Origin of the sequence: Pseudomonas sp. DWP3-1-3b3, assembly GCF_049896305.1 — a bacterium.
GTDB classification, from domain to species: domain Bacteria; phylum Pseudomonadota; class Gammaproteobacteria; order Pseudomonadales; family Pseudomonadaceae; genus Aquipseudomonas; species Aquipseudomonas azotoformans_A.
In genome coordinates this window covers 297,246-323,834 of sequence record NZ_JAFCUA010000005.1, presented here as the reverse complement: position 1 = coordinate 323,834, position 26,589 = coordinate 297,246, and the positions used below count along the sequence as shown (strand labels likewise).

The 26,589-nt window shown below is 58.8% G+C and carries 23 protein-coding genes and 1 pseudogene; 11 read left to right on the top strand and 13 right to left on the bottom strand.

Annotated features, from left to right (window positions below; all coding sequences use genetic code 11):
- The first annotated feature begins 8 nt into the window (after window positions 1-8).
- From ACP7BX_RS17695 to ACP7BX_RS17685, 3 genes are read left to right on the top strand one after another with little or no spacing between them, the layout of a single operon-like run.
- Window positions 9-1,193, top strand: a complete 1,185-nt coding sequence (locus ACP7BX_RS17695; RefSeq protein WP_426128894.1) for an acetyl-CoA C-acyltransferase — start codon at window positions 9-11, stop codon at window positions 1,191-1,193.
- A gap of 9 nt (window positions 1,194-1,202) precedes the next feature.
- On the top strand, window positions 1,203-2,330 hold the full coding sequence (locus ACP7BX_RS17690) for an acyl-CoA dehydrogenase (protein ID WP_426128896.1): 1,128 nt from the start codon (window positions 1,203-1,205) through the stop codon (window positions 2,328-2,330).
- 11 nt (window positions 2,331-2,341) lie between these two features.
- Complete coding sequence (locus ACP7BX_RS17685) at window positions 2,342-3,115, top strand: enoyl-CoA hydratase (protein WP_269130618.1); 774 nt, start codon at window positions 2,342-2,344, stop codon at window positions 3,113-3,115.
- Between the two features lie 167 nt (window positions 3,116-3,282).
- Here the strand turns inward: ACP7BX_RS17685 and ACP7BX_RS17680 are convergent, their stop codons facing one another.
- From ACP7BX_RS17680 to arnC, 11 genes are all read right to left on the bottom strand, one after another.
- On the bottom strand, window positions 3,283-4,434 hold the full coding sequence (locus ACP7BX_RS17680; protein ID WP_028616177.1) for an acyl-CoA dehydrogenase family protein: 1,152 nt from the start codon (window positions 4,432-4,434) through the stop codon (window positions 3,283-3,285).
- A 3-nt stretch (window positions 4,435-4,437) separates the two neighbouring features.
- Window positions 4,438-5,541 carry an enoyl-CoA hydratase/isomerase family protein gene (locus tag ACP7BX_RS17675; protein ID WP_426128898.1) on the bottom strand — a complete coding sequence of 368 codons (1,104 nt, stop codon included), beginning with the start codon at window positions 5,539-5,541 and terminating at the stop codon, window positions 4,438-4,440.
- Between the two features lie 141 nt (window positions 5,542-5,682).
- Window positions 5,683-6,393: an HPP family protein gene (locus tag ACP7BX_RS17670; RefSeq protein WP_426128900.1), complete on the bottom strand. Its 711-nt coding sequence runs from the start codon at window positions 6,391-6,393 to the stop codon at window positions 5,683-5,685.
- 172 nt (window positions 6,394-6,565) lie between these two features.
- Window positions 6,566-8,188, bottom strand: a complete 1,623-nt coding sequence (locus tag ACP7BX_RS17665; protein WP_426128902.1) for an ArnT family glycosyltransferase — start codon at window positions 8,186-8,188, stop codon at window positions 6,566-6,568.
- Window positions 8,189-8,191: 3 nt separating this feature from the next.
- Window positions 8,192-9,571 (bottom strand): UDP-glucose dehydrogenase family protein, encoded by a 1,380-nt coding sequence (locus ACP7BX_RS17660; protein WP_016974732.1) that lies wholly within the window; start codon window positions 9,569-9,571, stop codon window positions 8,192-8,194.
- Window positions 9,568-9,969, bottom strand: a complete 402-nt coding sequence (gene arnF / locus ACP7BX_RS17655) for a 4-amino-4-deoxy-L-arabinose-phosphoundecaprenol flippase subunit ArnF (protein WP_033902883.1) — start codon at window positions 9,967-9,969, stop codon at window positions 9,568-9,570. The genes ACP7BX_RS17660 and arnF overlap by 4 nt, the downstream gene beginning before the upstream one ends.
- The gene (gene arnE, locus ACP7BX_RS17650) at window positions 9,966-10,313 is read right to left on the bottom strand and encodes a 4-amino-4-deoxy-L-arabinose-phosphoundecaprenol flippase subunit ArnE (protein WP_314526668.1); all 348 of its coding nucleotides are present in this window, start codon (window positions 10,311-10,313) and stop codon (window positions 9,966-9,968) included. Before arnE ends, arnF begins: the two co-directional genes overlap by 4 nt.
- Window positions 10,310-11,965: a lipid IV(A) 4-amino-4-deoxy-L-arabinosyltransferase gene (arnT, locus tag ACP7BX_RS17645; RefSeq protein ID WP_426128905.1), complete on the bottom strand. Its 1,656-nt coding sequence runs from the start codon at window positions 11,963-11,965 to the stop codon at window positions 10,310-10,312. The genes arnE and arnT overlap by 4 nt, the downstream gene beginning before the upstream one ends.
- Window positions 11,962-12,846: a 4-deoxy-4-formamido-L-arabinose-phosphoundecaprenol deformylase gene (arnD, locus tag ACP7BX_RS17640; protein ID WP_426128907.1), complete on the bottom strand. Its 885-nt coding sequence runs from the start codon at window positions 12,844-12,846 to the stop codon at window positions 11,962-11,964. Before arnD ends, arnT begins: the two co-directional genes overlap by 4 nt.
- Window positions 12,846-14,837 carry a bifunctional UDP-4-amino-4-deoxy-L-arabinose formyltransferase/UDP-glucuronic acid oxidase ArnA gene (gene arnA, locus ACP7BX_RS17635; RefSeq protein ID WP_426128909.1) on the bottom strand — a complete coding sequence of 664 codons (1,992 nt, stop codon included), beginning with the start codon at window positions 14,835-14,837 and terminating at the stop codon, window positions 12,846-12,848. The genes arnD and arnA overlap by 1 nt, the downstream gene beginning before the upstream one ends.
- Window positions 14,838-14,839: 2 nt before the next feature.
- On the bottom strand, window positions 14,840-15,865 hold the full coding sequence (arnC, locus tag ACP7BX_RS17630; protein WP_061436935.1) for an undecaprenyl-phosphate 4-deoxy-4-formamido-L-arabinose transferase: 1,026 nt from the start codon (window positions 15,863-15,865) through the stop codon (window positions 14,840-14,842).
- A 401-nt stretch (window positions 15,866-16,266) separates the two neighbouring features.
- Between arnC and ACP7BX_RS17625 the strand changes: the two genes are divergently transcribed.
- The 3 genes from ACP7BX_RS17625 to ACP7BX_RS17615 all read left to right on the top strand — a co-directional run bounded on the left by ACP7BX_RS17625 (window position 16,267) and on the right by ACP7BX_RS17615 (window position 18,757).
- On the top strand, window positions 16,267-17,079 hold the full coding sequence (locus ACP7BX_RS17625) for a M949_RS01915 family surface polysaccharide biosynthesis protein (RefSeq protein WP_426128911.1): 813 nt from the start codon (window positions 16,267-16,269) through the stop codon (window positions 17,077-17,079).
- Window positions 17,080-17,187: 108 nt separating this feature from the next.
- Window positions 17,188-18,102, top strand: a complete 915-nt coding sequence (locus tag ACP7BX_RS17620) for a site-specific integrase (RefSeq protein WP_314526679.1) — start codon at window positions 17,188-17,190, stop codon at window positions 18,100-18,102.
- Between the two features lie 40 nt (window positions 18,103-18,142).
- On the top strand, window positions 18,143-18,757 hold the full coding sequence (locus tag ACP7BX_RS17615; RefSeq protein ID WP_426128913.1) for a hypothetical protein: 615 nt from the start codon (window positions 18,143-18,145) through the stop codon (window positions 18,755-18,757).
- A gap of 53 nt (window positions 18,758-18,810) precedes the next feature.
- Here ACP7BX_RS17615 and ACP7BX_RS17610 read toward each other — a convergent pair whose 3' ends face one another.
- Window positions 18,811-20,019, bottom strand: a complete 1,209-nt coding sequence (locus ACP7BX_RS17610; RefSeq protein WP_426128915.1) for a multidrug effflux MFS transporter — start codon at window positions 20,017-20,019, stop codon at window positions 18,811-18,813.
- 157 nt (window positions 20,020-20,176) lie between these two features.
- Between ACP7BX_RS17610 and ACP7BX_RS17605 the strand changes: the two are divergent.
- Window positions 20,177-20,932 (top strand): annotated as a pseudogene (locus tag ACP7BX_RS17605) (MCP four helix bundle domain-containing protein); the annotation flags it as partial.
- A complete protein-coding gene (locus tag ACP7BX_RS17600; protein ID WP_426161316.1) occupies window positions 20,927-21,790 on the top strand; it encodes a methyl-accepting chemotaxis protein in 864 nt (287 codons plus the stop codon). The pseudogene ACP7BX_RS17605 and the gene ACP7BX_RS17600, both read left to right, overlap by 6 nt.
- A 60-nt stretch (window positions 21,791-21,850) precedes the next feature.
- On the opposite strand, the gene ACP7BX_RS17595 is transcribed toward ACP7BX_RS17600, so the two are convergent.
- Window positions 21,851-22,210 carry a winged helix-turn-helix transcriptional regulator gene (locus ACP7BX_RS17595; protein ID WP_033902872.1) on the bottom strand — a complete coding sequence of 120 codons (360 nt, stop codon included), beginning with the start codon at window positions 22,208-22,210 and terminating at the stop codon, window positions 21,851-21,853.
- Between the two features lie 104 nt (window positions 22,211-22,314).
- On the opposite strand from ACP7BX_RS17595, the gene ACP7BX_RS17590 reads away from it, so the two are divergent.
- The 3 genes from ACP7BX_RS17590 (at window position 22,315) to ACP7BX_RS17580 (ending at window position 25,531) form a co-directional block, all read left to right on the top strand.
- Window positions 22,315-23,064 carry an SDR family NAD(P)-dependent oxidoreductase gene (locus ACP7BX_RS17590; protein WP_122727041.1) on the top strand — a complete coding sequence of 250 codons (750 nt, stop codon included), beginning with the start codon at window positions 22,315-22,317 and terminating at the stop codon, window positions 23,062-23,064.
- 518 nt (window positions 23,065-23,582) lie between these two features.
- Entirely contained in the window at window positions 23,583-24,788 is a 1,206-nt protein-coding gene (locus tag ACP7BX_RS17585; RefSeq protein WP_426128917.1) for a hypothetical protein, read from the top strand.
- 323 nt (window positions 24,789-25,111) lie between these two features.
- Window positions 25,112-25,531, top strand: coding sequence for a hypothetical protein (locus ACP7BX_RS17580; RefSeq protein ID WP_426128919.1), 420 nt, complete (start codon window positions 25,112-25,114; stop codon window positions 25,529-25,531).
- The last annotated feature ends 1,058 nt before the right edge of the window (window positions 25,532-26,589 follow it).

Genomic DNA, 26,589 nt, shown 5'->3' with positions numbered 1-26,589 from the left:
TATTTTCCATGACCGATCCCATTGTTATCGTCAGCGCCGTGCGCACGCCCATGGGTGGCTTCCAGGGTGACCTCAAGGGCCTGACCGCGCCGCAGTTGGGTTCCGCCGCGATCCGTGCCGCCGTCGACAGGGCCGGTATCGCCACCGATGCCGTGGATGAAGTGCTGTTCGGCTGCGTCCTGCCCGCAGGCCTCGGCCAGGCACCGGCACGCCAGGCGGCGTTGGGCGCCGGGCTGGACAAGGCCACGCGCTGCACCACCCTCAACAAAATGTGCGGTTCAGGCATGGAAGCCGCGATCCTGGCCCATGATTCGCTGCTGGCTGGCAGCGTCGACGTGGTGATTGCCGGTGGCATGGAAAGCATGTCCAACGCGCCGTACCTGCTGGACCGCGCCCGTAGCGGCTACCGCATGGGCCACGGCAAGGTGCTGGACCACATGTTCCTCGACGGCTTGGAAGATGCCTACGACAAAGGCCGCCTGATGGGCACCTTTGCCGAGGATTGTGCCCTGCACAACGGTTTTACCCGCGAGGCCCAGGACGCGTTCGCCATTGCGTCCCTGACCCGCGCGCAGGAAGCGATCTCCCATGGCAATTTTGCCGCCGAGATTGTCCCGGTACAGGTCACCGTGGGCAAAGAACAGAAAACCATCCTGCATGACGAACAACCGCCCAAGGCCAAGCTGGACAAGATCGGCAGCCTGAAACCCGCGTTCCGCGAAGGCGGCACGGTGACGGCGGCCAACTCCAGTTCGATTTCCGATGGCGCGGCGGCCTTGCTGCTGATGCGTCAGTCCGAGGCTGAGAAGCGTGGTCTCAAGCCCTTGGCCGTGATTCATGGGCATGCGGCGTTTGCCGATGAACCGGGGTTGTTCCCGGTGGCGCCGGTGGGCGCTATCCGCAAGCTGATGACCAAGACCGGCTGGAACCTGGATGAAGTGGATCTGTTCGAGATCAACGAAGCCTTCGCCGTGGTCAGCCTGGTGACCATGAGCAAGCTGGAAATCCCCCACGCCAAGGTCAATATCCACGGTGGCGCCTGTGCCCTGGGCCATCCGATCGGTGCGTCCGGTGCGCGGATCCTGGTGACGCTGCTGTCGGCCCTGCGCCAGAACGGCCTCAAGCGTGGCGTCGCCGCCATCTGTATCGGCGGTGGTGAAGCCACGGCCATGGCTGTTGAATGCCTGTATTAAGGATTGATCATGTTGCCCAATGACGAACAACTGCAAATCAGCGACGCGGCCCGGCAATTTGCCCAGCAGCGCCTGAAACCCTTTGCCGCCGAATGGGACCGCGAGCATCGCTTTCCCAAGGAAGCCATCGGTGAAATGGCCGAGCTGGGCTTCTTCGGCATGCTGGTGCCGGAACAGTGGGGCGGTTGCGACACCGGCTACCTGGCCTACGCCATGGCCCTGGAAGAAATCGCCGCCGGTGATGGCGCCTGCTCCACCATCATGAGTGTGCACAACTCGGTAGGCTGCGTGCCGATCCTCACGTTCGGCAACGACCAGCAGAAAGAACAGTTCCTCAAACCCCTGGCCAGCGGCGCCATGCTCGGCGCCTTCGCGCTGACCGAACCCCAGGCCGGTTCCGACGCCAGCAGCCTGAAAACCCGCGCGCGCCTGGACGGTGATCATTACGTACTCAATGGCTGCAAGCAGTTCATCACCTCCGGGCAGAACGCCGGGGTGGTGATTGTATTTGCGGTGACCGACCCTGCGGCGGGCAAGCGCGGGATCAGCGCATTCATCGTACCGACCGATTCGCCGGGCTACAGCGTGGCGCGGGTCGAAGACAAGCTCGGCCAGCATGCGTCGGATACGTGCCAGATTCTGTTTGAAGACGTGAAGGTGCCGGTCGCCAACCGTCTCGGGGAGGAGGGCGAAGGCTACAAGATTGCCTTGGCCAACCTCGAAGGCGGCCGCGTGGGCATCGCCTCGCAAGCGGTGGGCATGGCCCGCGCCGCCTTTGAAGCGGCCCGCGACTATGCCCGCGAGCGTGAAAGTTTCGGCAAGCCGATCATTGAACATCAGGCCGTGGCCTTCCGCCTGGCGGACATGGCCACGCAAATCGCGGTCGCCCGGCAGATGGTGCATTACGCGGCTGCGCTGCGTGACAGCGGCAAGCCGGCTCTGGTAGAAGCCTCGATGGCCAAGCTGTTCGCCTCGGAAATGGCCGAGAAAGTCTGTTCGGCCGCCTTGCAAACCCTGGGCGGTTACGGTTACCTGAGCGACTTCCCCCTGGAGCGGATCTACCGCGACGTGCGGGTCTGCCAGATTTACGAAGGCACCAGCGATATCCAGCGCATGGTCATCTCACGCAATCTCTAAGGAGCCGATACATGAGTTACGAAACCATTTTGCTCGACGTCCAAGGCCGCGTCGGGCTGATTACCCTCAATCGCCCACAAGCCTTGAACGCCCTGAATGCGCAACTGGTCAGCGAATTGAACCAGGCGCTGGATGGCCTGGAAGCCAACCCGGAAATCGGCTGCATTGTGCTGACGGGTTCCAAGAAAGCCTTCGCCGCCGGTGCCGACATCAAGGAAATGGCCGAGCTGACCTACCCGCAGATCTACCTTGATGACCTGTTCAGCGACAGTGACCGCGTGGCCAACCGCCGCAAGCCGATCATCGCCGCCGTGAATGGCTTCGCCCTCGGTGGCGGCTGTGAGCTGGCGCTGATGTGCGACTTCATCCTGGCCGGCGACAGCGCCAAGTTCGGCCAGCCGGAAATCAACCTCGGCGTATTGCCGGGCATGGGCGGCACCCAGCGCCTGACCCGCGCCGTGGGCAAGGCCAAGGCCATGGAAATGTGCCTGACCGGGCGTTTTATCGACGCCGTAGAAGCGGAGCGCTGCGGGATTGTCGCGCGGATCGTGCCCGCCGATGAACTGCTGGAAGAGGCCCTGAAAGTGGCGACCCTGATCGCCGGCAAGTCGGTGCCGATCAGCATGATGGTCAAGGAAAGCGTGAACCGCGCGTTTGAAGTGAGCCTGTCGGAAGGCGTGCGTTTTGAGCGCCGGGTGTTCCATGCAGCCTTTGCGACGCAGGATCAGAAGGAAGGCATGGCGGCGTTTGTGGCCAAGCGTGCGCCGGAGTTCAAGGACAAGTAACGCGGTTGTGTGAACACTAGAGCTTAAATGTGGGAGCGGCGGTTCGACGCTTCGACTTGCTCGCGAAGGCGGTGTTTCAGTCGACATCTTCATCACTGATCCACTGCCTTCGCGAGCAAGTCGAAGCGTCGAACCGCCGCTCCCACATTGGTTTTGCGCTATGTCAATTAAAGCTGGTAGTGCTTGAGTTCGCGAGCAATCACCATCCGCTGAATCTCACTGGTCCCCTCGTAAATCTGCGTGATCCGCGCATCCCGGTAGTATCGTTCCACCGGGTAGTCTTCCAAATACCCATACCCGCCGTGAATCTGCATCGCTGACGAGCAGACTTTCTCCGCCATTTCCGAGGCAAACAGCTTCGCCTGGGAGGCTTCCGAAAGGCACGGCTTGCCGGCACTGCGCAATCTTGCGGCGTGCAGGATCAGCAAGCGTGCGGCATTCAGTTGGGTCTGCATATCAGCCAGCAGGTTGGCCACGCTCTGGTGCTCGATGATCGCCTTGTTGAACTGCACGCGATCTCGTGCATACGCCAATGCCGCTTCAAACGCAGCGCGGGCGATGCCCAGCGCCTGGGCGGCAATGCCGATGCGTCCACCTTCCAGGTTGGAGAGGGCAATCGCCAGGCCTTTTCCGCGCTCACCCAATAGGTTGGCTTCGGGTACCGTGCATTGGTTGAGGGTGACGGCGCAGGTGTCGGACGCGCGGATGCCCATCTTGTGTTCGGTGCGGTCCACCACGAAGCCCGGTGTTGCGGTGGGCACCAGGAACGCCGAGATGCCTTTTTTGCCCAGTTCCGGGTCAGTCACGGCAAACACGATCGCCAGTTTGGCGCGCTTGCCGTTGCTGACGAATTGCTTGGCGCCGGTGATCACCCACTGGCCATCGCGCAGTTCGGCGCGAGTGCGCAGGTTGTGGGCTTCGGAACCCGCTTGGGGTTCGGTGAGGCAGAAGCAGCCAATCGCCTGGCCGCTGGCGAGGTCCGCCAACCATGTCTGCTTTTGCGCTTCTGTGCCGTAGTTGAGGATCGGCCCGCAACCCACTGAATTATGGATACTCATCAGCGCGCCCGTGGCGCCGTCGCCGGCAGAAATCTCCTCCACGGCGAGGGCGTAGGCGACGTAATCGACATAGGTGCCACCCCATTCTTCCGGCACCACCATGCCCAGCAGGCCGAGTTCGCCCATCTTGGCGACCAGGGCATCGTCGATCCAGCCCGCTTTTTCCCAGGCTTGTGCGTAGGGCGCGATTTCGCCACGGGCAAAGTCGCGCGCCATGTCGCGAATCATCACTTGTTCTTCAGTGTATTCAATATCTTGCATGGCTTAGTTCGCAACCTTCTCGAAGTGATGAAAGAAGCTTTCTACATGGCTGAGGGCCAGTCCATGCAGGGTGGGTGGGTTCCAGCGCGGGGCTTTGTCCTTGTCGATGATCAGGGCGCGCACGCCTTCGATCAGATCGCCACGTTCGAACCATTGGCGGTCCAGGTGCAATTCCAGGGCAAAACATTGCTCAAGGGGCAGGCGCCGGCCGCGACGCAGCATCTCCAGGGTCACAGCCATGGCCAGGGGAGAGCGTGTCTGCATCAGGTTGGCGGTGTTCAGTGCCCATTCATGGCTGTCACCGACGGTGACTTGCTGCAGCTGCTCGACGATGCTCGGCACATCCGGCAGCGCGAAGAAATGGTCGATGGCCGTGCGCAAGGCGGCCAGCGGTGCGTCGGGGAGTTGCTGCACGGCCAGCTTGGCGAGCACGCCTTGCAGGTCCTTGAGCGGCGAGTCGTGCCACTGAAGGCGGTCAAGCTTCTGGTCCAGATCGGCCAGCTTGTTGCTTTCCAGATACCAATCCGCCAAACCGCAGTAGAGCGCGTCGGCTGCGCGGATCTGCACCCCGGTGACGCCCAGGTAAATCCCCAGCTCACCCGGAATGCGCGGCAGGAAGTAACTGCCGCCCACATCAGGGAAGTAACCGATGGCCACTTCCGGCATCGCCAGGCGGCTGCGCTCGGTGACCACGCGCAAGTCAGCGCCTTGCACCAGGCCCATGCCGCCGCCCAGGACAAATCCATCCATGAGTGTCAGTACCGGTTTGCGGTAATGGTGGATGGCCAGGTCCAGTGCGTATTCCTCGACGAAAAAGTCCTGATGCAGCGTATCGCCGTTCTTGAAGCTGTCGTACAGCGAACGGATATCGCCTCCGGCACAGAAGGCCTTTTCGCCGGCGCCGCGCAGGACCACGGCGTACACCTGCGGGTCATCGGCCCAGGCCTGAAGTTGGGACGTCAGGCTGCGCACCATGTTCAGGGTAACGGCGTTCAAGCCAGCGGGGCGATTGAGGGTGAGGTGGCCGATATGGTTACGGACCTCGGCGAGGACTTCGTCCTGAAGTGTTTCTGCGTGGCTTGCCTCGGATGAAACCTGAGCAGTCATCGATAACTCCCTGCTTTTATTGTTCTTTATCAAGATGTTCGCGGACGAACCTTCTCGTGATCCTACCAGTGCAAATTTGCCCAGTACAACCGTGAATCCTGCAGGTCGTTTTTGCATTTATGCAGCGAGGGGACGATGGGCTCAAGGCACCCGGCTGGCCAGGACTTCACCAATGCTGCGGCGTCGCGCGTGGGTTTCTGCGGCGTGGATCAATTGTTCCAGCTCCGTGGGCTCCACATCGTAGAACTGCTCCATGTCGGCCAGCGCCAGCTTCAAATCGGCGGCAGTAATGGCGGGGTCTTGAGCGGCAGCAGGGTTATTCAAGGGAAGCGTTGGTGCTTCAGCGGCGCCTTTGGGATACCGCGTGCGAGTGGCGTTGTTGTAAGCCAGCGCACAGGCCAGCAGCGCGCCAGCACCGAGCAAGACCGCGCCCAACTCATACCAACCGAGGGCGGCGGAGGCGGGGTCGGCCAACACCAGCGTCATGGCCAAGCCGCCGGCCGGCGGATGCAGGCAGCGCAGCCAGCACATCAGCACCACGGTCATGCCCGCCGCCAGGCAGGCACCTCCCAATGAAGGGCCCAGGACGCGAGCCACCAGCAGCGCCACGACACCCGCACACAGGTAGCTGCCGATAATTGACCAGGGTTGCGCCAGGGCGCCGGACGAAACAGCGAACAACAACACCGCCGAAGCCCCGAGCGGGCCGAGCAGGTGCAGCGCCACCTCCATGCCAAACACTTGTGAGCACAGCCAGACACTGAACAGCGTGCCCAGGGCCATGCCGATGGCGGCACGGCTCCATTCGGTGGGGCGGGTGTTGATAGCAGCGGGGAACCAGCGAGCGAGCATTGAAAGGGGATCCATAAACAGCGGGCAAAAAAAAGGCTTGTCTGGTTGCCCGGAAAAGCCCTTTGAAAGTTCCAACATTTGGGGGAAGGAACGCATGCAGTGTGCCGCCCCGGGGAACAGGGCGCCAATGCATATTAATGAAGGTTGAGTGCAAAAAAAATGAAGTTGAGCCTCAGGGTTGTGGGCTTTTTTCCAAATGCAGCAGCACATAAGGGTTACGATCAAATTCGCCGGCCAAGGTCGGCGTGATGGAACGCAAGCGTGGGTCCGTCAAGCCTTCATAGTCTGCCTCGCTCATCACCAGCCACGCGGGCCCCTGGAGGGGCTTGAGGTCGGCCGCCTGCTGAGTGAACAACGGCACCTGGTCGCAATCGAGGTTGACCATGTACTTGATGGCCTTGGCGTCTTTGCCCAGGCCGTGCAACACCACCGGTGCCTTTTGCTGCATCACCTGTTCATGCACTTGCAAAGTAAAGGTGCGGGTGTCGTAGACACTGCGCTCCAGCGGTTCGACCACCATAATGTAGGTGGCCCATACGGCCAGTACCGCCGCAAACGCCGGTCCGACCGTACGCAGTTGTGTCTTGAGCAGCGCCAGCAGTGCCACGACTTGCAGCCCACCCAGCACACCGAATACCCAGCCCAAATGGCTCAACTGTTCCGGATAGCGCGGCCGTGCGAACAGCAACCCGGCGATCAACAGTGTCGGCAACAACGTCCAGATACCCAGCATCAATCCGCGCAACCCGGCAAACAATCGCCCGTGTGCAACCTGGAACGGATACGCCGCAATCATCGCCGCCATGGGCAGCATCGGCAGCACATAGCGCGCCTTCTTCGCCTGGGGAATCGACAAGCCCAGCATCACCAGCAACCCGGCGGCCGCGCAGTACCACACCAACTGCAACGCTGGCCCAGGCGCCCGCCGTCCGCTGATCAGCATGGCCAACAGCACCAGCACAGCCATCGGATACGCCAAGGCATAGTTGCCCAGGGAGCTGGTGAAGTAATACAGCACACCGCTGGAACCTTCGCTGCCGTCCATGCGCCCGAGGAACTGCATGCGGATCACGTCCTGCATGAACGGCTCGCCGCCACTCAGCTTGGCCATCAGCAACAGCAAACCGACACAGGCCACCAGCAACGCCAGCGCAAGCAAGCCGAAGCTGAACAGTTGCCGCCATTGGCGGTTGATCAGGTAATAGCTGCACAACACGCCCGTGGGAATGACCAGGCCAATCGGCCCGCGCACGGCAAAGCCGATAATCAGCAGCAGGTACAGCCAATGCAGGCGTTTACCGGCGCCAAAGTGATCGTGGGCATACCCCAGGTAGAACACCGCCAAGGCGATGGCGGCCAACATCTGGTCGAGGGACACCGCGCGGGTTTCGCTGATGAAGGTGCTGCTCAGCAACAGGATCGCAATGCTCAGCAGGCCCCAGCGCTGGGAGTAGGGCGCCGTCAGGCGATACACCAGCATGACGATCACCGCCGAGGCCATCGCCGTGGGCAACCAGGCCGTGAGGCTGGTGACTTGGCCGAACGGCAAGGACAACAACCACGTCAGCAGCGTCGACGTGGCCAGGTAATCCGCATAAGGCTGGCCGTAGGTGGTCGGGAAGAATCCCGGCCCATGGCGCAGCATCTCCTGGGCGAACAGCACGAAGCGAGAATCGAAGCCGATAATCGCCTGGTGCCAACTGCCGGCGATGAACAGCAACAACGCCAGCAATCCCAAACCGAGGGATTGGCGGCGGATCGTTGGGGTTAACAGGGGCGGTCGATCTTTGTTCACGTCTCAGGCTTCCACGACCTGCGGCAACCACTGCTGCTGCGGAATCGGCAACTGGCAGGAGTCGCCACGGCCGATCGGGTAGTACTGGAAGCCTTTGCGCGCCAGGCGCTCGCCGTCGTAGAGGTTGCGGCCGTCGAAGATCACCGGGGTTTTCAGGCGCTGGTGGATCAGGTCGAAGTCAGGCGCCTTGAACTGCTGCCATTCGGTGCAGACGATCAGCGCATCGGCGCCACCCAGGGTGGATTCCGGGGTGCCCATCAGCATCAGCCGTGGATCATCGCCGTAGATGCGCTGGGTTTCCTGCATGGCTTCGGGGTCGAACGCGCGCACGTTGGCGCCGGCAGCCCACAAGGCTTCCATCAGTACGCGGCTCGGCGCATCGCGCATGTCGTCGGTGTTCGGCTTGAACGCCAGGCCCCACAGGGCAAAGGTCTTGCCGCGCAGGTCGCCCTTGAAGAACGCGTTGATGCGTTCGAACAGCTTGCTCTTTTGGCGCTGGTTGATGGCTTCCACCGCTTCCAATAGGTCGCTGGAGCAGTTGGCTTGTTTGGCGCTATGGATCAGGGCACGCATGTCTTTGGGGAAGCACGAACCGCCATAACCGCAGCCGGGATAGATGAAGTGGTAGCCGATACGCGAGTCGGCGCCGATGCCCAGGCGTACGGCTTCGATGTCCGCGCCCAGGTGTTCGGCCAGCTCGGCGATCTGGTTGATGAAGCTGATCTTGGTCGCCAGCATGCAGTTGGCGGCGTATTTGGTCAGCTCGGCGCTGCGCAGGTCCATGAAGATGATGCGGTCATGGTTGCGGTTGAACGGGGCGTACAGGTCGCGCATCACCTCGCGCACTTCTTCGCGCTCGCAGCCGATGATGATGCGGTCGGGGCGGCGGCAGTCGGCCACGGCCGAGCCTTCCTTGAGGAATTCCGGGTTGGAGACGATATCGAATTCCAGGTGACGACCCGCCAAGTGCAGGGCTTTTTCGATATGCGCGCGCAGGGTGTCGCCGGTACCGACAGGCACAGTGGATTTTTCCACCAGGATCACCGGCTCCTTGCGATGACGAGCGACCGCATCGCCCACCGACAGCACGTACTTCAGGTCCGCCGAGCCGTCTTCGTCCGACGGCGTGCCCACGGCGATAAACAGCACTTCGCCGTGTTCGACCGCGAGCTTCTCATCATAAGTAAAGTGCAGTCGCCCGCTTTCCAGGTTTTCCTTGACCATCGCTGCCAGCCCCGGCTCGAAGATCGTCACATGGCCTTTCTGCAAAGACTCGACCTTGTTTTTGTCAACGTCCATGCAGATGACATCGTGACCGACTTCGGCCAATACGGTGGCCTGCACCAGACCGACGTAACCACTACCAAATACACTGATTTTCATGGGGCATTCCTGGGACTTGTAGCGCTAGCACGACGAGAGTTGATAACCAGCACACCGAGGATGACCAAGGCCACCCCCAGGGTTTTTGAAACGGAAAAATGTTCGTTGAACACCGGCAGGCTGGCCGCCAGCAGGTACACCAGCGCATAGCTGATGCTCAACAGTGAGTAGGCGCGGCCAAGCGGCAGGTGCTTGAGCGCACCGAGCCAGCAGAGCATCGACAGTGCGTAGGCGAGGATCGCCAGGCTCACCACGCCAAGAGCGCCGAGATCGATCTGCGCACTGAGCCATTCGTTGGGCAGCGGCAAGCGCGTCATGCTCCAGCGCATGCCCAACTGGGCAGCACTGACCAGGCCGACACTGCCCAGGGCCAGGGCAAAACCTTGGACCCGGCTCATACGTGGCGCCCCAACAAGATGACACCACCGATCACCAGCGCCACGCCCAGCCAATGACGGCTGTCGATGGGCTCATGGAAAACAAACCGCGCCACCAGGGTGACCAGCACGAAGTTCAGGCTGAGCATGGGGTAGGCAATGCCCACTTCCAGGCGCTGCAACACTAGCAGCCACACCAGCAGGCCGAGGCCCAGGCACATCAGCGCCGACCACAGCCACGGCGAACGCAGCTTCAGCGCCCAGCCCTGGGGCACATCGCGCCAGCTTTCCACGGCGAATTTCTGCGACACCTGGCCCATGCAGGTCAGCAGGCACGCGGCCAATAACAGCAGCAGGGTGATCACGGCGTCACCTGCGGGAAGATCAGGATCACGATATTGCCTTGCTCATAGCGCTTGCCGTCATTGGGCAGCAGCGCCACTTCAGCGATTTCATCGTCACCTTTGACGCGCATCACCACGCCGACCGGGCCTTGCTTGCGCGCCTCGCTCATCCACTGCTGGACTTGAGTGGTGTCAATCTTGTGATGCGTGGCGTCCGGGTAGGCCAGGCCGTATTTGACTTCGCCGACGGTGTTGTAGAGCGTCACGTCCGGCCGCGCCAGGCGCCACGACAGGGCCGACGCTGCGCCGAGGTCATTGCTCAGCAGGGCCGTGGCTGGCTGCAGTTCCTGCAGGTGGTCGATGATGAATTGGTCAGGCGTCTTGTTGTAGACCACCGAATGCGGCAAGGCGGCTGGCAACAAGGCCACCATCAGCCAACTGCCGAATACCGGCGCGGCCCACAGGCGCAGAGGTCGCGCAGCCTGCAGCAGGTTGACCAGGATCCAGGCGAACAGGAATGTGAACACCAGTACCAGGCTGAGGGTTTCCTGGCCGTGCTCGTAGACCGGCTTCTTCAGTTGCACCCAGGTCAGCGCCAGCAATGCAACTACGCCGACAATCAGGTTCAGCCAACCATTGATGCGCAATGCACGGCTACGGCCCTGGGCCAGTTTGTCGGCCAGGGTGTTGCCCATCAACAACGCCAACGGCAGCAGGCATGGCACGATGTACGAGGGCAGCTTGCCCTTGGCCAGGCTGAAGAACGCCAGGGGCATCAGCAGCCACAGCAACACAAAACCGATCTTTGCGCTGCGCTTGTCCTGCCAGGCCTGTTTGAGCGTGGACGGCAACAACGCCACCCACGGCAGGCAGAACGCAACCAGCAGCGGCAGGTAATACCAGAACGGCTCGGCGTGCTGCGCATCGTCGCCGGCAAAGCGCTGGATATGCTCGTGCCAGAAGAAGAAGTTCCAGTAGTCGGGCTCTTGCAGGTGCACGGCCAGCGCCCACGGCAGACTGACCACAATCGCTGCAACCACAGCGACCAGGCCATAACCCAGCAGCTCACGGAAACGCTTTTGCCAGATCGCATAGGGCAGGGCGATCAACACGGGGAGCAGCCACGCCAGGAAACCCTTGGTCATAAAGCCCATGCCGCAGGCAAACCCCAACAGCGCCCAGGCACCGAGTCGCCCATTGCGGGTGGTGCTGTCAAAGCAAAACCACAAGGCCACGCCGGTCAGATTCACCCAGAATGTGAACTGCGGATCGAGGTTGGCATAACCGCCCAGGGCCGCCACGCTGACAAAACTCATGTACAGCACGGTGCTGATCAGGCTTTTTTGCGGGTCATTCCATAGCCGGCGTGACACCAGGTACACCAGCACAATGCTCAAGCCAGTGCTCAAGGCCGACGCAAAGCGCACACCGAACAGGTTCTGCCCGAAGATCGCCTGGCCCAGCGCGATCATCCAGTAGCCCGCCGCCGGTTTCTCGAAGTAACGAATGCCCATGAAGTGCGGCGACGCCCACTTACCGGTCAGCAGCATTTCCTGGCTGATCTGCGCGTAGCGCGTTTCGTCCGGAATCCACAGGCCATGGGTGACCAGCGGCAACAGGTAAAACACGCCAAACGCCAACAGGAGCAGGGGCAGGGCCCAACGGCGGATCATGCCTTTTGCACTCCGAGCCAACCCTCGCGGCCGGGCAAGGCGCCGCGCACCAGCTGTTGCTGGGGCAGGGTGGTCAGGTCCGCCGGCAGCAAGTCGCCCAGCGGTTTGAAGTCGATGCCGCGCTGCCCTGCCTGGGCGAGCAACTGACGAAAATCATTGGCCATCAGAATCCCTTCTACTTCTGCGTGGATCGTATAGACGTTGAGCTTCGACGCGGCAAAGCGGTCGAGGATGAACGTGTTGAAGTCTTTGGCAGCCACCACCGGCCCGACGACTTCGTCGAAGGTCGGCAGGTCCACCGGAATTTGTGGGGTGCCCGCGCTGCTATCGGCCAAGGTTGGACGAAACAGGCTGGTGCCCCGGCAATCACTGTTGTAGCGGAAATTGAAGCCTTGCTTGGCTTGCACCACGCGCTCGTCGGCACGCCAACCGGCGGCGGCCGAACAGTCGATGCGCTCGCCGAGAATGTCATTCAAGGTGTCGACGCCACGGCGGATCTGTTCGATCAGCTGTGCCTCGCTCCAGCGCCCGGTGTTGGCCTGCCACCCGTGGTGGTCCCACGCATGCAGGCCCACCTCATGCCCGGCGGCCTTGGCCTGGCGCATCAAATGCCCCAGGTCCCGGCCGATCGGCTTGCCTGGCCAGGCGGTGCCAGCCAGCAAGATATCCAGGCCATACAGGCCGACGGCATTGGAACGCAGCATCTTCCACAGGAACTGCGGGCGGATGAGACGCCACAAGTGGCGCCCCATGTTGTCCGGCCCGACACTGAAGAAGAACGTCGCTTTAACCCCCGCTTCATCCAGGGACTCGAGCAACCGTGGCACACCTTCACGGGTGCCACGGTAGGTATCGACGTCGATTCGCAAGCCTGCCTGCATTACTTTTTATCCGCGATTTCAAGCATGGCTTCACGCAGGAAGAAGTCCAGCGTGTTGCCGATGGTTTCGCTCATCTCCACGGTCGGCTCCCAGTTCAGCAGGCGCTTGGCGTTTTCGATGCTTGGCTTGCGGTGGGCCACATCCTGGTAACCGGTGCCGTAGAACGCCTTGCTCTCGACATCGCGGAAACCGGCAAACGGCGGGAAGTTGCCACGCAGCGGGTGCGCTTCGAACTGACGCAGCAGCTCTTCACCCAGTTGACGGATGCTGGCTTCGTTCTCCGGGTTACCGATGTTGATGATCTGGCCATTGCACGCGTCGTTGTCGTTATCAATGATGCGCGCCAGGGCTTCGATACCGTCGGCGATGTCGGTGAAGCAACGCTTCTGCTCGCCACCGTCGAACAGACGTATCGGCGTGCCTTCCACCAGGTTCAGGATCAACTGGGTGATCGCACGGGAGCTGCCGATACGCGCCGAATCCAGGCGATCGAGACGCGGGCCCATCCAGTTGAAGGGACGGAACAGCGTGAAGTTCAGGCCTTTGGCGCCGTAGGCCCAGATCACACGGTCCAGCAGTTGCTTGGAGACCGAGTAGATCCAGCGTTGCTTGTTGACCGGACCGACCACCAGGTTGGAGGTGTCTTCGTCGAAGTACTGGTCCTGGCACATGCCATAGACTTCGGAGGTCGACGGGAAGATCACGCGCTTGTTGTACTTGACGCAGTAGCGCACCAGCTTGAGGTTTTCTTCGAAGTCCAACTCGAACACGCGCAGCGGGTTGCGGGTGTACTCGATCGGGGTGGCGATGGCCACCAGCGGCAGGACCACGTCGCACTTCTTGATGTGGTACTCGATCCACTCGGTGTGGATGCTGATGTCGCCTTCCACGTAATGGAAGTTCGGGTGGCTGCGCAGGCGCTCGATGGCGTCGGAGCCGATGTCCAGGCCGTAGACTTCGTAACGGTCGTCACGCAGCAGGCGCTCGGACAGGTGGTTACCGATAAAGCCGTTCACGCCGAGGATCAGCACGCGGGTACGGCGCGGTTTGCGGCCGGACTCGGCGCCACGCAGCACGGAACCGTCGACCAGGCCCAATTCGTTGGCCAGGGAAGGACCGGCCAGGTACAGGCCGTTGTCGTTGCGCTGGCCGAACTTGACCACCAGGGAGTCTTCACCGCAGGCGATGCGCAGCGGGTTGACGCTGATCACGCGGCCTGGCGCCAAGCCTTCATTGCCCTTGACCACGTCAGCTTGCCAAACGATCAGTTTGTGCTCGCCCACGGCGCAGAAGGCGCCTGGGTAAGGTTGAGTCACGGCGCGCACCAGGTTGAACAGTTCTTCAGCCGGCTTTTTCCACTCCAGCTTGCCATCGGCAGCGGTGCGGCGGCCGAAGTAGGTGGCCTGGCTTTCGTCCTGGACGGTTTCAGCCAATTTGCCTTGGGCCAGTTGCGGCAGGGCATCGCGCAGCAGGTTGCTGGCGGCCTCGCGCAGTTTGGCGTGCAGGGTCAGGCCGGTATCCGAGCGGTCGATCACGACTTTCTGTTGGGCCAGGATCGCGCCGGCATCGGCACGCTTGACCATGCGGTGCAGGGTCACGCCGGTTTCAGTTTCGCCGTTGACCAGCACCCAGTTGGCTGGGGCGCGGCCACGGTATTTGGGCAGCAGCGAGCCGTGCAGGTTGAACGCGCCTTTGCGGGCGGTGGCCAGCAGGGGTTCGCTCAGCAGGTTGCGGTAGTAGAACGAGAAAATGTAGTCCGGGTTCAACTTTGCGATGCGCTCGATCCACAGCGGGTGGTTGGCGTCTTCCGGAGCGTGCACCGGAATGCCGTTGCGTGCGCACAGTTGGGCAACGGAACCGTAGAAGTTGTTTTCCTTCGGGTCGTCGGCATGGGTGAACACAGCAGCAATTTCGTAACCGGTGTTGAGCAGCGCTTCAATGCCTGCACAACCAATGTCGTGGTACGCGAATACAACAGCTTTTGAACTCATGTTTAGACCTGATCAGCAGAAGTAGAGGTATGGGAAGACACCAGGCCGTCAACGACGACCACGGGAGCCGGTGCTGCTGGTTGGTTGCGCAGCACTTTTTCGATAAAGAAGCGTGGGCGGGCGCGCACATCGCTGTACATGCGGCCCAGGTATTCACCCAAGAGGCCCATGCCGATGAACTGGCCGCCGGTGAACACGAACAGCACCGCGAACAGCACGAACAAGCCGTCGCCGGCCCAATCAGCACCAAAGGCCAGGCGCATGACGATCAACGCCAGGGCAAACAGCATGCCTAAGGCCGCCAGGCTGAAGCCGACGATGGAGAGCAGGCGCAGCGGGGTGGTGGTCATGCACGTCAGCAGGTCGAACATCAGGCTGATCAGGCGCATGGCGCTGTATTTGGATTCACCGTGCTCACGCTCGGCGTGGTGCACCAGGATTTCGGTGGTGTGGCGGGCAAAGCCGTTGGCCAGGATCGGAATGAAGGTGCTGCGCTCGCGGCAGGCCAGCATCGCGTCGACGATGGTGCGGCGGTAGGCGCGCAGCATGCAGCCGTAGTCGGTCATGGCAACGCCAGTAGAGCGCTGCACGGCCAGGTTGATCAGGCGCGAAGGCCAGCGGCGGAAAGCCGAGTCCTGGCGATTATTGCGCACGGTGGCCACTACGTCGTAGCCGAGGGCGGCTTGTTCCACCAGGCGCGGGATTTCTTCGGGCGGGTTTTGCAGGTCGGCGTCGAGGGTGATCACCACTTCGCCCCGGCACTGCTCGAAACCGGCCATGATCGCCGCATGCTGACCATAGTTGCGGTTGAGGATCACTGCGACCACGTTGCTGCCGTCTTCAGCGGCGGCGTCTTCCAGCAGTTGGGCCGAATTGTCGCGACTACCGTCATCCACCAGGATGATTTCGTATTCGTAGGCCAGTTGCTTGCAGGCTGCAGTGGTGCGACGCAGCAATTCAGGCAGGCTCTCTTGTTCGTTGTAGACCGGGATAACGATCGACACGCAATGAATAGGGTAGGGTTTCAAAGATTCATGACCTCGGGGTTAGAGCAACTTGGAGCATGGAAACAGCAGCAATCATTAGGCGAAAGTCCAGGCCGCAGGCTAAAAAGCGGTAGCAAAGGTGAAGCGTAATCAAGAGGTTAGACGATATAGCGCGGTTTGCTATGAAGTGCTGTGTTTAAGATTAAGCGTAAAAATGTGGAACAGATATGAAAGGCAGATGAAAAACTCGTTTATTTGACAGGTAGACAGCTAGGGTTCAGCTAGGCAACTAACGCTTAGTTGGCAGGCGAAATAGGAACGGTTCGGCGTGCGTTTGGTTCAACTTGAACGTGCGACCTCGGCCACCCCATTTAGTGAAGAATCTTCTCTGCAATACGCCCCAAGTGCCGGTAAAGTAAGCCGTCTCTTGCCAGGGTGATCGGATGAATAGCGTGCAGCGTTTACGGGGCCAGTTGCGGCCAGTGTTGATGGGTTTGTTGTTGAGCGTGGCGTGTGTCACCACCGTACAAGCCGACGACGGGGTCGCGCTCACGAGCATCGACCAGGTGCCGGACGGTGTCGAGGTGCGTGGCAAGCAGATCGCCGCCTACACCTGGGACGACAAGCAAGGCAAGAACCTGCTGGTGCTCGCCGAGCAGGTCAGCGAGCGTGACGACGACGGCACTCAGTCGGCGTTGGTGTACGCGGCCCAGTACCTGATCGATGGCAACCGCCCCAAGCGCGTTTGGATGCTCTACGACGATGTGCAGCATTGCGAGTTCGACGCCTCGCTGCGCTTTGACCGGGCTGCAACCAAGGTCACTGACCTGACTGGCGATGGCACCACCCAGGCCACCGTGGGCTATTCGCGCACCTGCACCAGTGATGTCAGCCCTAACGAATTCAAGCTGATCATGCATGTCGGCAAGTCGCAGAAGTACCGTCTGCGCGGTGTCGACCGGGTCGGCGCGGCCTGGTGGGACGAAGAGGCCGGCGCCTTGCGTGGCATGCCATTACCCAAGGATTGCAGCGTGGCCGGGCAGCAAGCGTTGGTCAGCCAGTACAAGGAGCAGGGCACCGAGTTGCCATTGCCCGGTTGCTACGGCGACGAAAAGGATTTTGCCAAGGCCCCCGACGCCTACCTGACGTTTATGCGCCAGCACTGGTTCGCGCTGATGCAGAAGCAGGACAGCGACTGGAGCCAGACCCAGGTCCAGCCGCAGGACCCTACCGAAGATGACGACACCGCCCCGTGATTTTGTGCGAGGGCCGGTCCTGGGTTAGACTCGGCCTTCGCCAATTCACTAAATACCTCGATTAATCAAAGGCTTGTTCGAGGTATTTAAGCCAAAGGCTGACATAACTTGACTGAGTCTATCCGCAACCCGCTGACCCTTTACCTCACCCGCCTGGCGCCCTCCAGCCAACTGACCATGCGCTACGTGCTGCAAGACGCGGCCGACCGCCTGGGCTTCGAGGACATCAACCTCGACGACATCGACTGGCACCTGCTGCAACCCGAACACGTGATTGCCCTGGTCGCCGCCTTGCGTGAGGACGGCTATGCGCCGAACACCTCATCGTTGTACGTCAACGCGGTACGCGGTGTGATGAATGAAGCCTGGCGCCTGAACCTGATCAGCCAGGAACACCTGCTGCGCATGCGCACCGTCAAGGCTGCACCGGGCACGCGCCTGAGCCAGGGCCGCAACCTGCGGCGCAGTCTGATCCGCGAAATGATGGAAGTCTGCGCCGCCGACCCACGGCCTCAAGGTCTGCGGGACGCAGCGGTGATCGGCATTCTCTACGGCTCCGGCATGCGCAAGTCGGAGTCGGTCAACCTCGACCTGGCACAGATCAACTTCGAAGAGCGCAGCCTGCGGGTGATCGGCAAGGGCAACAAGGAGTTGATCAAATATGCGCCGGACTGGGCGTTTACCAAGTTGCAGGCGTGGCTGGCGTTTCGCCGCGAGCAGCTCAAGGAAGGCGAGCAGGACGACAGTTTCCTGTTCAATCGCATCCGCCGTGGCAGCCACATTACCCGCGAGCGCATCACCAAGCATGCGATCTACTACATCGCCCGCCAGCGTGGCGAGCAAGTGGGGGTAAAGATCATGCCCCACGACTTCCGCCGCTCGTTCATCACGCGGGTGATTGAAGAACATGACTTGTCGATTGCGCAAAAACTGGCGCATCACACCAATATCCAGACCACCGCCAGTTATGACGTGCGTGACGACAATGAGCGGCGCCGGGCGGTGGATCGGTTTGATCTCTAATTTTTTCGGACGATGGCGTCATTTAATTAAGGAGGATGGAATGCATACAACGCTTGAAAGGGTATCGGTGCTTACACTTGGGGCGCTGCTGCTATGGGTGGTGGTGGCTGTATTGATTTGCGCCTGGATTCGAAGCGGTAGACTGATCGGAAATTGGACGGCCGCACGTCAGAATATGGTTCTGGGATTGCTGCTAGTGCTGGCGTCTGTTTCGACGTCGACCTACTCATGGAATCAAGTCGATCAATTCAAGACTTACCAGAGCGCAGAAACTGAGGCCCTGCAAGACGAAGTCGATAGAAGGAACGCCGACACCTATAAAAAGAACTGCGACCGACGCCCTGACAAGACCCAGCCGTGCCCACCCGCGCAGCCAGGAGTCAAGCTCTCTGTGTATAGCGAACCACTGCACCACTCACTGGATAAAGTGGTTGAAATCATTGGTTTAGTCCTCGGACTTTTGGGTGGTGCATTGGGCGTTAACCTGATTACCGATGGGCTACTCAAGAAAGATCCGCCGAAGTACAGCTTGGTCAGGCGTAACGAAAGCCGAGTAACGCGAACATTCGGCTTAAAAGGCTGGAAACATGAAGAGCTCACTGTCGAATACCATCTCCCGTCATCGGCCGAGTCGGCTAAACCGCCCACGTCATAGCGCGCTCCGCCCCCTCTGATACGCGGCCCCACACGGGCCGCCATGGGCAATGATCAGGAGGAGGGCGGGGCGCTGGCCAAGTGAGCCGGCAGGCGGCGCAAGGTCCACAGGGTGGTGAGCATCGCGGCAATAGCGCACAGCGCAATACCCATCAGCATCGGCGCTGGTGTGTGATCGGCAAACACACCGACCAGCGTCATGGACACGGCTGCCGTGATCATCTGGATTGCCCCGAGCAAGGCCGACGCAGAACCGGCCACCGCGCCGTGGTCCTCCAGCGACAACACGCCGGCAGCCGGCAACAGCAGGCCGAGAAAACCAAAGCCGATAAACAGCAACGTCATCATCACGGCCAGGCTATCGATCCATAGTGTGGTGAATGCTAGCACGCTCATGACCGCGGCCACGGCCACCACCGACCAACGAATCAGCGGCGCCAGGCCAAAGCGTGCGCTGAGGCGCGCAGTGAGTTGGCTCATGGCGAAAAACGACGCAGCATTCACGGCAAACCCCAGGCTGAACTGTGTGGGTGTCAGGCCGTAATGTTCGATGTACACGAACGGCGCGCTGCCGATAAACACAAAGAACGTCGCCAAACCGAATCCGCACACTACCGACAAACCGATGAATACCGGGTCACGCAGCAAAGCGCCGTAGCTGCTGAAAGCGTTGCCCAGGGTCTTGCCCAAGCGCCGTTCGGCGGGATGGGTTTCTGGCAGTTGCACGATGGTCATCACTAGGCACGCCACTGCGAGCACCGCCAGTACGACAAACACTTCGCGCCAGCTCCACAACGAGATGACCAGGCTGCCAGCGAGCGGCGCAAGGATCGGCGAAACACTCATCACCAGCATCAGCAACGCCATGAGTTTCGCGGCTTCATGCCCGGTGTACAGGTCACGCACGATGGCGCGCGGAATCACCATCCCCGCGCACGCACCGAACGCCTGCAGGGCACGAAAGGCGATCAGTGATTCAATCGTCGGCGCCAGTGCGCAACCGACACTGGCCACGGCAAAAATCACCAGGCCGGCATAAATCGGCGGCTTGCGCCCGAACACATCACTGATCGGCCCGTAGAACAACTGGCACACGCCGACAATGACGAAGAACACCGTCAGGCTCATCTGCACCAACGCCGGCGAGGCGTGCAGGCTCGCGCCCAGGGTCGGCAGCGCCGGCAGATAGATATCGATGGCGAACGGGCCGACGGCAGTGATCAAGCCCAGCAGGAGGGCAAGGTGGGCGATACTTCGAGACATGAGCAGTTCCGGGCGGAGCAAGGGCCGGTCAGCTTAAGGGATACGCGCAGATCCGCAAACTTAGGCTTCAATAAGCAGTAGGGATGGCCGATAACATGAGCAGCGGGGCTTCTGCGGTTGGGTTCCCAACCGGCTGACCAGGCACGGGGATACCAGCATGACGATCAAACTACGCTTGATGCTGTTGATAGCGACCGGATTGCTCGCCGCCTTGATCATGAGCCTGGCCGGCTACCTGGGAAATACCCGGATGGGCACTGCCGTGCAAGACAGCGAAGTGAGCATGACGGTGCTGCGCAACCACATGGAAGCCGACATGATGCACGACGCCCTGCGCGCTGACGTGTTGTCGGCCATGCTGGTGGGCCTGGGCAAAAGCACCAGCAGCAAGGCCGAAGTCGACAGTTCTTTGAAAGAGCATGCCGAGCACTTCCGGCAGGTCTTGGCGGACAACCTCAAGTTGCCGCTGGACGCTACGCTCAAGGCAAGCCTGGAAAAAATCAAACCCAGCCTGGATAACTACATCGCCACCGGCGAGCGCATCGTCGCCCTGGCGCTGGACAATCCTGAAGCCGCGCGCGCGGAACTGGGCACGTTCAACAGCGCGTTCAGCCAGTTGGAAGATCAAATGGCGGGCCTGAGCGAGTTGATCGAAACCAATAACCAGCAGACCAGCATGGGCACCCGGCAGACCATCAGCAACGCCAACGTCACCCTGGGCGTGGTGTTGATCGCCAGTCTTTTACTGCTGCTGGCCCAGGGGCGCTGGGTGATCCTCAGCATCATGGGCCCCCTACAGGCGGCCAGCCGCATTGCCGCCAGCATTGCGCGAGGCAACTTGAGTGAGCCCATCGTCGAGCCCCAACGCAAGGACGAAGCCAGCGCCTTGATCCGCAGCCTCGCCACCATGCAAAAGGACCTGCGCGGCATGATCGACGTGGTGCGCAGCAACGCCCATGGCGTCAATGGCATGAGCGAGCAACTGAGCCGTGGCTGCCATGAAGTGGCCGGCAGCAGCCAGCAACAGAGCGCCGCCGCCAGCACCATGGCCGCTGCCGCGAGTGAAATGACCGCGAGCATCGAGGAAATCACCCGGCATGCCGGACGCGCACTGGACATGGCCAACCAGGCGCAAACCTTGGCCAAGGACGGCGGCCGGGTGATTCATCAGGTGGTCAGTGATATGGATGGCATTGCCCGTTCCGCGCAGCAATCGGCCCAGGTGATCCGCACGCTGGACAAGGAGTCCGAGGCCATTTTCAGCATTATCCAGGTGATCAAGGGGATCGCTGACCAGACCAACCTGCTGGCCCTGAATGCCGCGATCGAGGCCGCCCGTGCGGGCGAGCAGGGGCGCGGATTTGCCGTGGTTGCTGATGAAGTGCGCAGCCTTGCTGGACGCACCAGCGCGTCGACCCAGGAAATTGCCGCCATGGTCGGGCGTATCCAGCAGAACACCCGGGAAGCGGTGACCAGCATGGAGGAGGGCGTTGCTCAGGTGGACAAAGGCATGGCGGTCACCGCCGAGGTGGAGCGGGCGATTCGCGAGATTCTACAGGCGACGCTAAATACCACGGAAATGGTCAACGATATCTCCCGGACCATCGGCGAGCAGAGCCTGGCCAGCAATGAAATTGCACACCAGGTGGAGATGATTGCGGGGATGTCAGAGAACAATAGCCGAGTGATCGGGCAGACGGCGTCGACCACCGATGAACTGTCCAACCTGGCTGGGAAGTTGTCGCAGTCGGTTGATCGATTTCAGATGTAAGCCATTGATTTAACTCAACTAAATAGTCATTTAGTTGAGTTGGCTATCAGGGCAGGGGACTCAAGACTGGGAGAGGGTGGCAGTACGCCGCTCAGCGATACGCTCAACGGTTTGCATATGCTCCGTACCCCATTGGCACAGCCCGCCCAACGCCGTCGCCAAGGACCGCCCGAACGGTGTCAGCGAGTACTCGACCTTGGGCGGTATCTCCTGGAAATCCACACGGGAGATAATCTCGTCACGCTCCAATTCCTTGAGTTGCTGGATCAGCACCTTATCGGTCACGCCGCCAATCGCGCGTCTTAATTCCCCATATCGATGAACATTTTGCGCCAGGTTGAACAGCACCAGCGGCTTCCATTTACCGCCAATCACCGCCAGGGCGGCCTCGAGTCCGCAATTGAATGAGTTGTTGGCCATGATCGAGCTGACTCCACGTAGGGTACTTACTAAAAGGTGCATACTATTCAAATTAATAGCACGGATCTACAGTTGGGCCTCAACCTTATTCACTGGAGTTCACCATGAGCAGGCTCAACGGAAAAATCGCAGTCATTACCGGCGGCAACAGCGGCATCGGCCTGGCAACCGCCATTCGCTTCGCGGCTGAAGGCGCTCAAGTCGTCATTGTAGGCCGTCGACAAGAGGAACTGGACAAGGCGCTGCAACTGATCGGCCCTGAAGCCATCGCCATACAAGGCGACATTTCAAAACTGGACGACCTCGATCGCGTGTTCACCCAAGTCAAAGCCGCCAAAGGCCGGGTCGACGTGCTATTTGCCAATGCAGGTCTGGGGGATTTCCAGCCGATCGGCTCGATCACCGAGGAATCGTTTGACCGTACCTTCGGCATCAACGTCAAAGGCACGCTGTTCACCGTACAAAAAGCCTTGCCACTGATGAGCGCCGGCAGTTCGGTGATCCTCACAGGTTCGACCACAGGCACCATGGGCACACCGGCATTCAGCGTGTACAGCGCCACCAAAGCGGCGCTGCGTAATTTCGCCAGGAGCTGGGCGCTGGATTTGAAAGGCACAGGCATTCGCGTCAACGTACTTTCACCAGGACCGATCTCGACACCGGGCTTGGACCTGGCGCTTTCAGGTACAGGCCAGAAAGACGCAATCATCGACGACATGACCGCGCAGGTTCCGTTGAGCCGTATTGGCAAGCCGGAAGAAGTTGCAGCGGCAGCGTTGTTCCTGGCATCGGATGAGAGCAGCTTCATGACCGGCAGTGAAATGTTTGTCGATGGAGGCTTTGCTCAGGTTTGAGTGAGATAGGGGTTTTGCCTGTTGAAATCTGATAGGCACTGCCCCTGATTACGCAATCCTGTATTACGCATAATGTATATTATGTTAAACGACAGGCTATGTTGGAAATGTTCATGAGCCTCCTAAGCTGTGACGAGTCTGAAATTTTGAGAATCAAGGACATTAAAAAAAATCCAATACTTTCATAGGGCTGCGAATTTCAGTCTCTATTCGGTCTCCACTGTTGGAAACTATAAAAGATAATATCCGAATTTCTATATTGAAAAATGCCGACTTAAATAAAGATAAGGTTTTTTCGGTGTTTGAAAAATATTCTCTAATTCAATGATTTATAAACTGTTGATGACAACCAAAAATGATAGTTTCTGAAGACAGTAAAAATGATAGCAGCTTGGCTTTTCAGACGCGCCAGCTCTCTTGCTAAAATTAGATTAAACGACTAGCCTTTGACCAAATATGTTGGGGTGTGAACTGGAATGCGGTCGCCGAGCCCTATCTACTCAAGATTCGATGAGATTATGAAGGATGCCGAATCCTATTATCTTCGGCATCCTGATGTTCGGCTTTATCTATTGGATTTTGATGAGTCACTTGAAGCGCCTCGCTATGCTGAATTAGGTCGCGAATTTATCTCGGAATTTATAACTGCGAAAACTACAGTCGAATCGTCAGCTTTGTTTGGAGCCAGCAGAGTAATTGTTGAGCGCTTACTTCTATGGTGTTGGGAAGTACAGAAAATTTCCGTATGCGCAATGGGTTTCGACGAGTTTAAATCTTTTCTACGTTTTAATTCTTCACCCCCCTCTGCATGGGTTGGAACATCGCCTCGCCACCGATTTGTGTATGACAGCGATGATGAGGTGTATTCAATAAATAACAAGTGGCGCTCTTTTTGCGTTAAGCCAGATGGCTCGACGCTGCCCTCAAGATATAATTTAAAAGTTATACATTCAATATCTTCGCAGTTTTTTGAATTTTTGATTGGTCAAAAAATCAAGACTCATAATCCAACCAAGGGTCTAACCCCATTGTTTCTGGAAGAGCTATCACGAGACAGCGGCGCAATTAGTAGAGGTGTTCGAGCAACTCATCTAAACTTCGCTGTCTTATCAGCTGCAGATTTATGTGAGCGAGACCCAGATTTTGAGAGAGCGCTTTTTATCATAGCAATGACGAGGTACTTGCTAGTTCCAATAAGGAAGTTGGCAGTGACCAAAAAGCACGTACCTTCTATGGGGTGTTTTGTAAAAAAGGATTGTTGGTATTATGAAGGCAATGATCAAAATGCATCTCGCGGATTTAAATTACCGCTAGAGTTCATTCCATACCTTGAGCGTTACTGTATTAGCAGAGAGATATTGTTGTCGTCGCATAATTTGGATCGAGAGCCTCTGCTCATAACAAAGCACGGTCGTTCGGGTGTTTCGCAGAGACAAATTAGAAATATTGTGAAAGACGTTTTGGTACACGCAGAACTGATGATGGTCCGCTCCGGACATTCGAAGTCGGATGCAACGATCCTAAAAACTGCAACACTTTATTCGCTTAGGGATGCAAGTATCAGGAGTTGCTTGGCGGAACGAGGAATTTACGAGACCCAGCAGCGACTAGGGAGTGAACGTGTGTGGTCGGTCATTCAGCGCACTTTCAGTTTCGTTGAACCGTTCAGTGGGGACGCTGATAACTTTCAAGGCAATCAATTTGCTCATCACAGCGAGTTGTAAATTTTAGAGTTTTAAATTCCTGCAATCACTGTCGAAACACCTCTAATTTATTGTGGTAGTTTGAGCATGACTACCGCCCTCCTCTCAATACACGATTTCCGCCTTTGAGGATTGTCGGAAATTGCTGTGGTTGAGTAAGCATGCCGACTATTAAGGCACTGATACACTCCAGGTCGCCGCGAGGGGATCATTAGTTAATTTAGCCGGCCAGCTAAAATCTTAGCCTGAAGCAGCCTCCTTCGTTCCCTAGAGCACATGTGATGGACTTCGAGAAAAAGCTTGTGGACTACAATTTAGCTGGGTGCTATGAGAGGAATACACTAATGGACTCCACTTTGAGAATCGCTATACTCGCTGACGAAGGCAAGCGACGGATTATGTCGTCCGGGGATTGGCTAACAGCTGAAAAATTGAGTCAGTTGACGATCCAGACAGTTGATGAATTGAAAGCTAACCTTAATATCTTGCGGTGTGAAGGTCGAATTTTCGCCGTTGTTTACGAAGGCGTCGAGTACTTTCCCGCCTATGCTCTTGATGCTTGCGGCAACTACCGGCCATTCCTAGCACTTAAGGCAGTTATTGATATATTGGCGACACGCAAAGATGCTTGGGGGATGGCTTTCTGGTTCGGCTCCTCTAATTCCTACCTCGGTGGAAAGCAGCCGAAAGAGGTGATGCAAACTGACCTGCGAATTGTCTTGGATGCGGCGAGCGCTGAGATATGTGGCATTCACCATGGATGACTAGATCCATATCAGCAAACAAGAATGCGTGTAATACCGTATACGCATTTCGAAGTTGGTCATCCACGGCCAGCGGAGCAGGCTGTAGGGTGAGAACGCTCCCTGTTGATGCTCTCAGGCGGGCGGGAGCGCTCGAAGCTAGCGGGATAATTCTGTTTTGTCTTCTTCATCATGTGGGCTCCACTTGGCAACGAATAACTGACCGACAGGCCTCTGTGCATCGCCCGTCGGTGCGGGAAGACCTGTAAAGTTTGAATTGAACATGGGACTCGGCACCCTAGAGCGGAGTTATTGGTTGATAATTGCTTTAGTTGCCCTTTGGCAAGCCCGACCGGCAAGTCCTCCACAAGGTTCGCTTTGCATTACAAAAGGCGAGACAGAGTCCAGGAATCTGTTGGCAGAATTTGTTGATAGTTTTGCATATCTTCGACGAGACTCGATCTGAAGTTGAATCATCAAGAGCCACTTGGCGCTTTTAAGCTTACGTTTTCCTTTCATATTTTTCCCGAAGTATGAGATACGAGAGATTGGTCGAGACGGCGGTAAGTCGCTCCGCAAAGACGGTGCCGATTACACAATATCAAATGCTTCCTTCAGAACGGTAACTGCTTTCAGCGAGCAACGATAATGGACGGCCAGGTCTGTTGGGAAATGAGCCCTACCACCTCGGCTCTGCCGGGCGGGCATACTTCGCAAGTGAACACCAGTTAATACTGAATTGCCCCCTCCCCCCGAATTAATCAGTTGTCGACATCCGGAATAGCTTTCACCGATTAATTGAGCATGGATTGCGACTCTTATGGATGAATGTAGCGGGACGATGGTTGATCCAGACCGTATCTTGCTTGAAGAGCCGCATATAGCTGATGACCCTTCAGCCCAAAATCGCAGTTAGATATCTGCGGGTCGAGTGAGCTGAGTTGCTCCTCTGAGAACCATCGTTCAGATGTCTTCTTTCTTCGGAGGTCCAACTCGCCGAGTTTGTAGGACCCTTCAGAGGTCTGATAAACGACTGCGGTTTGATCGATTTCGACCCCCTGGAAGAAAACGATACTCAA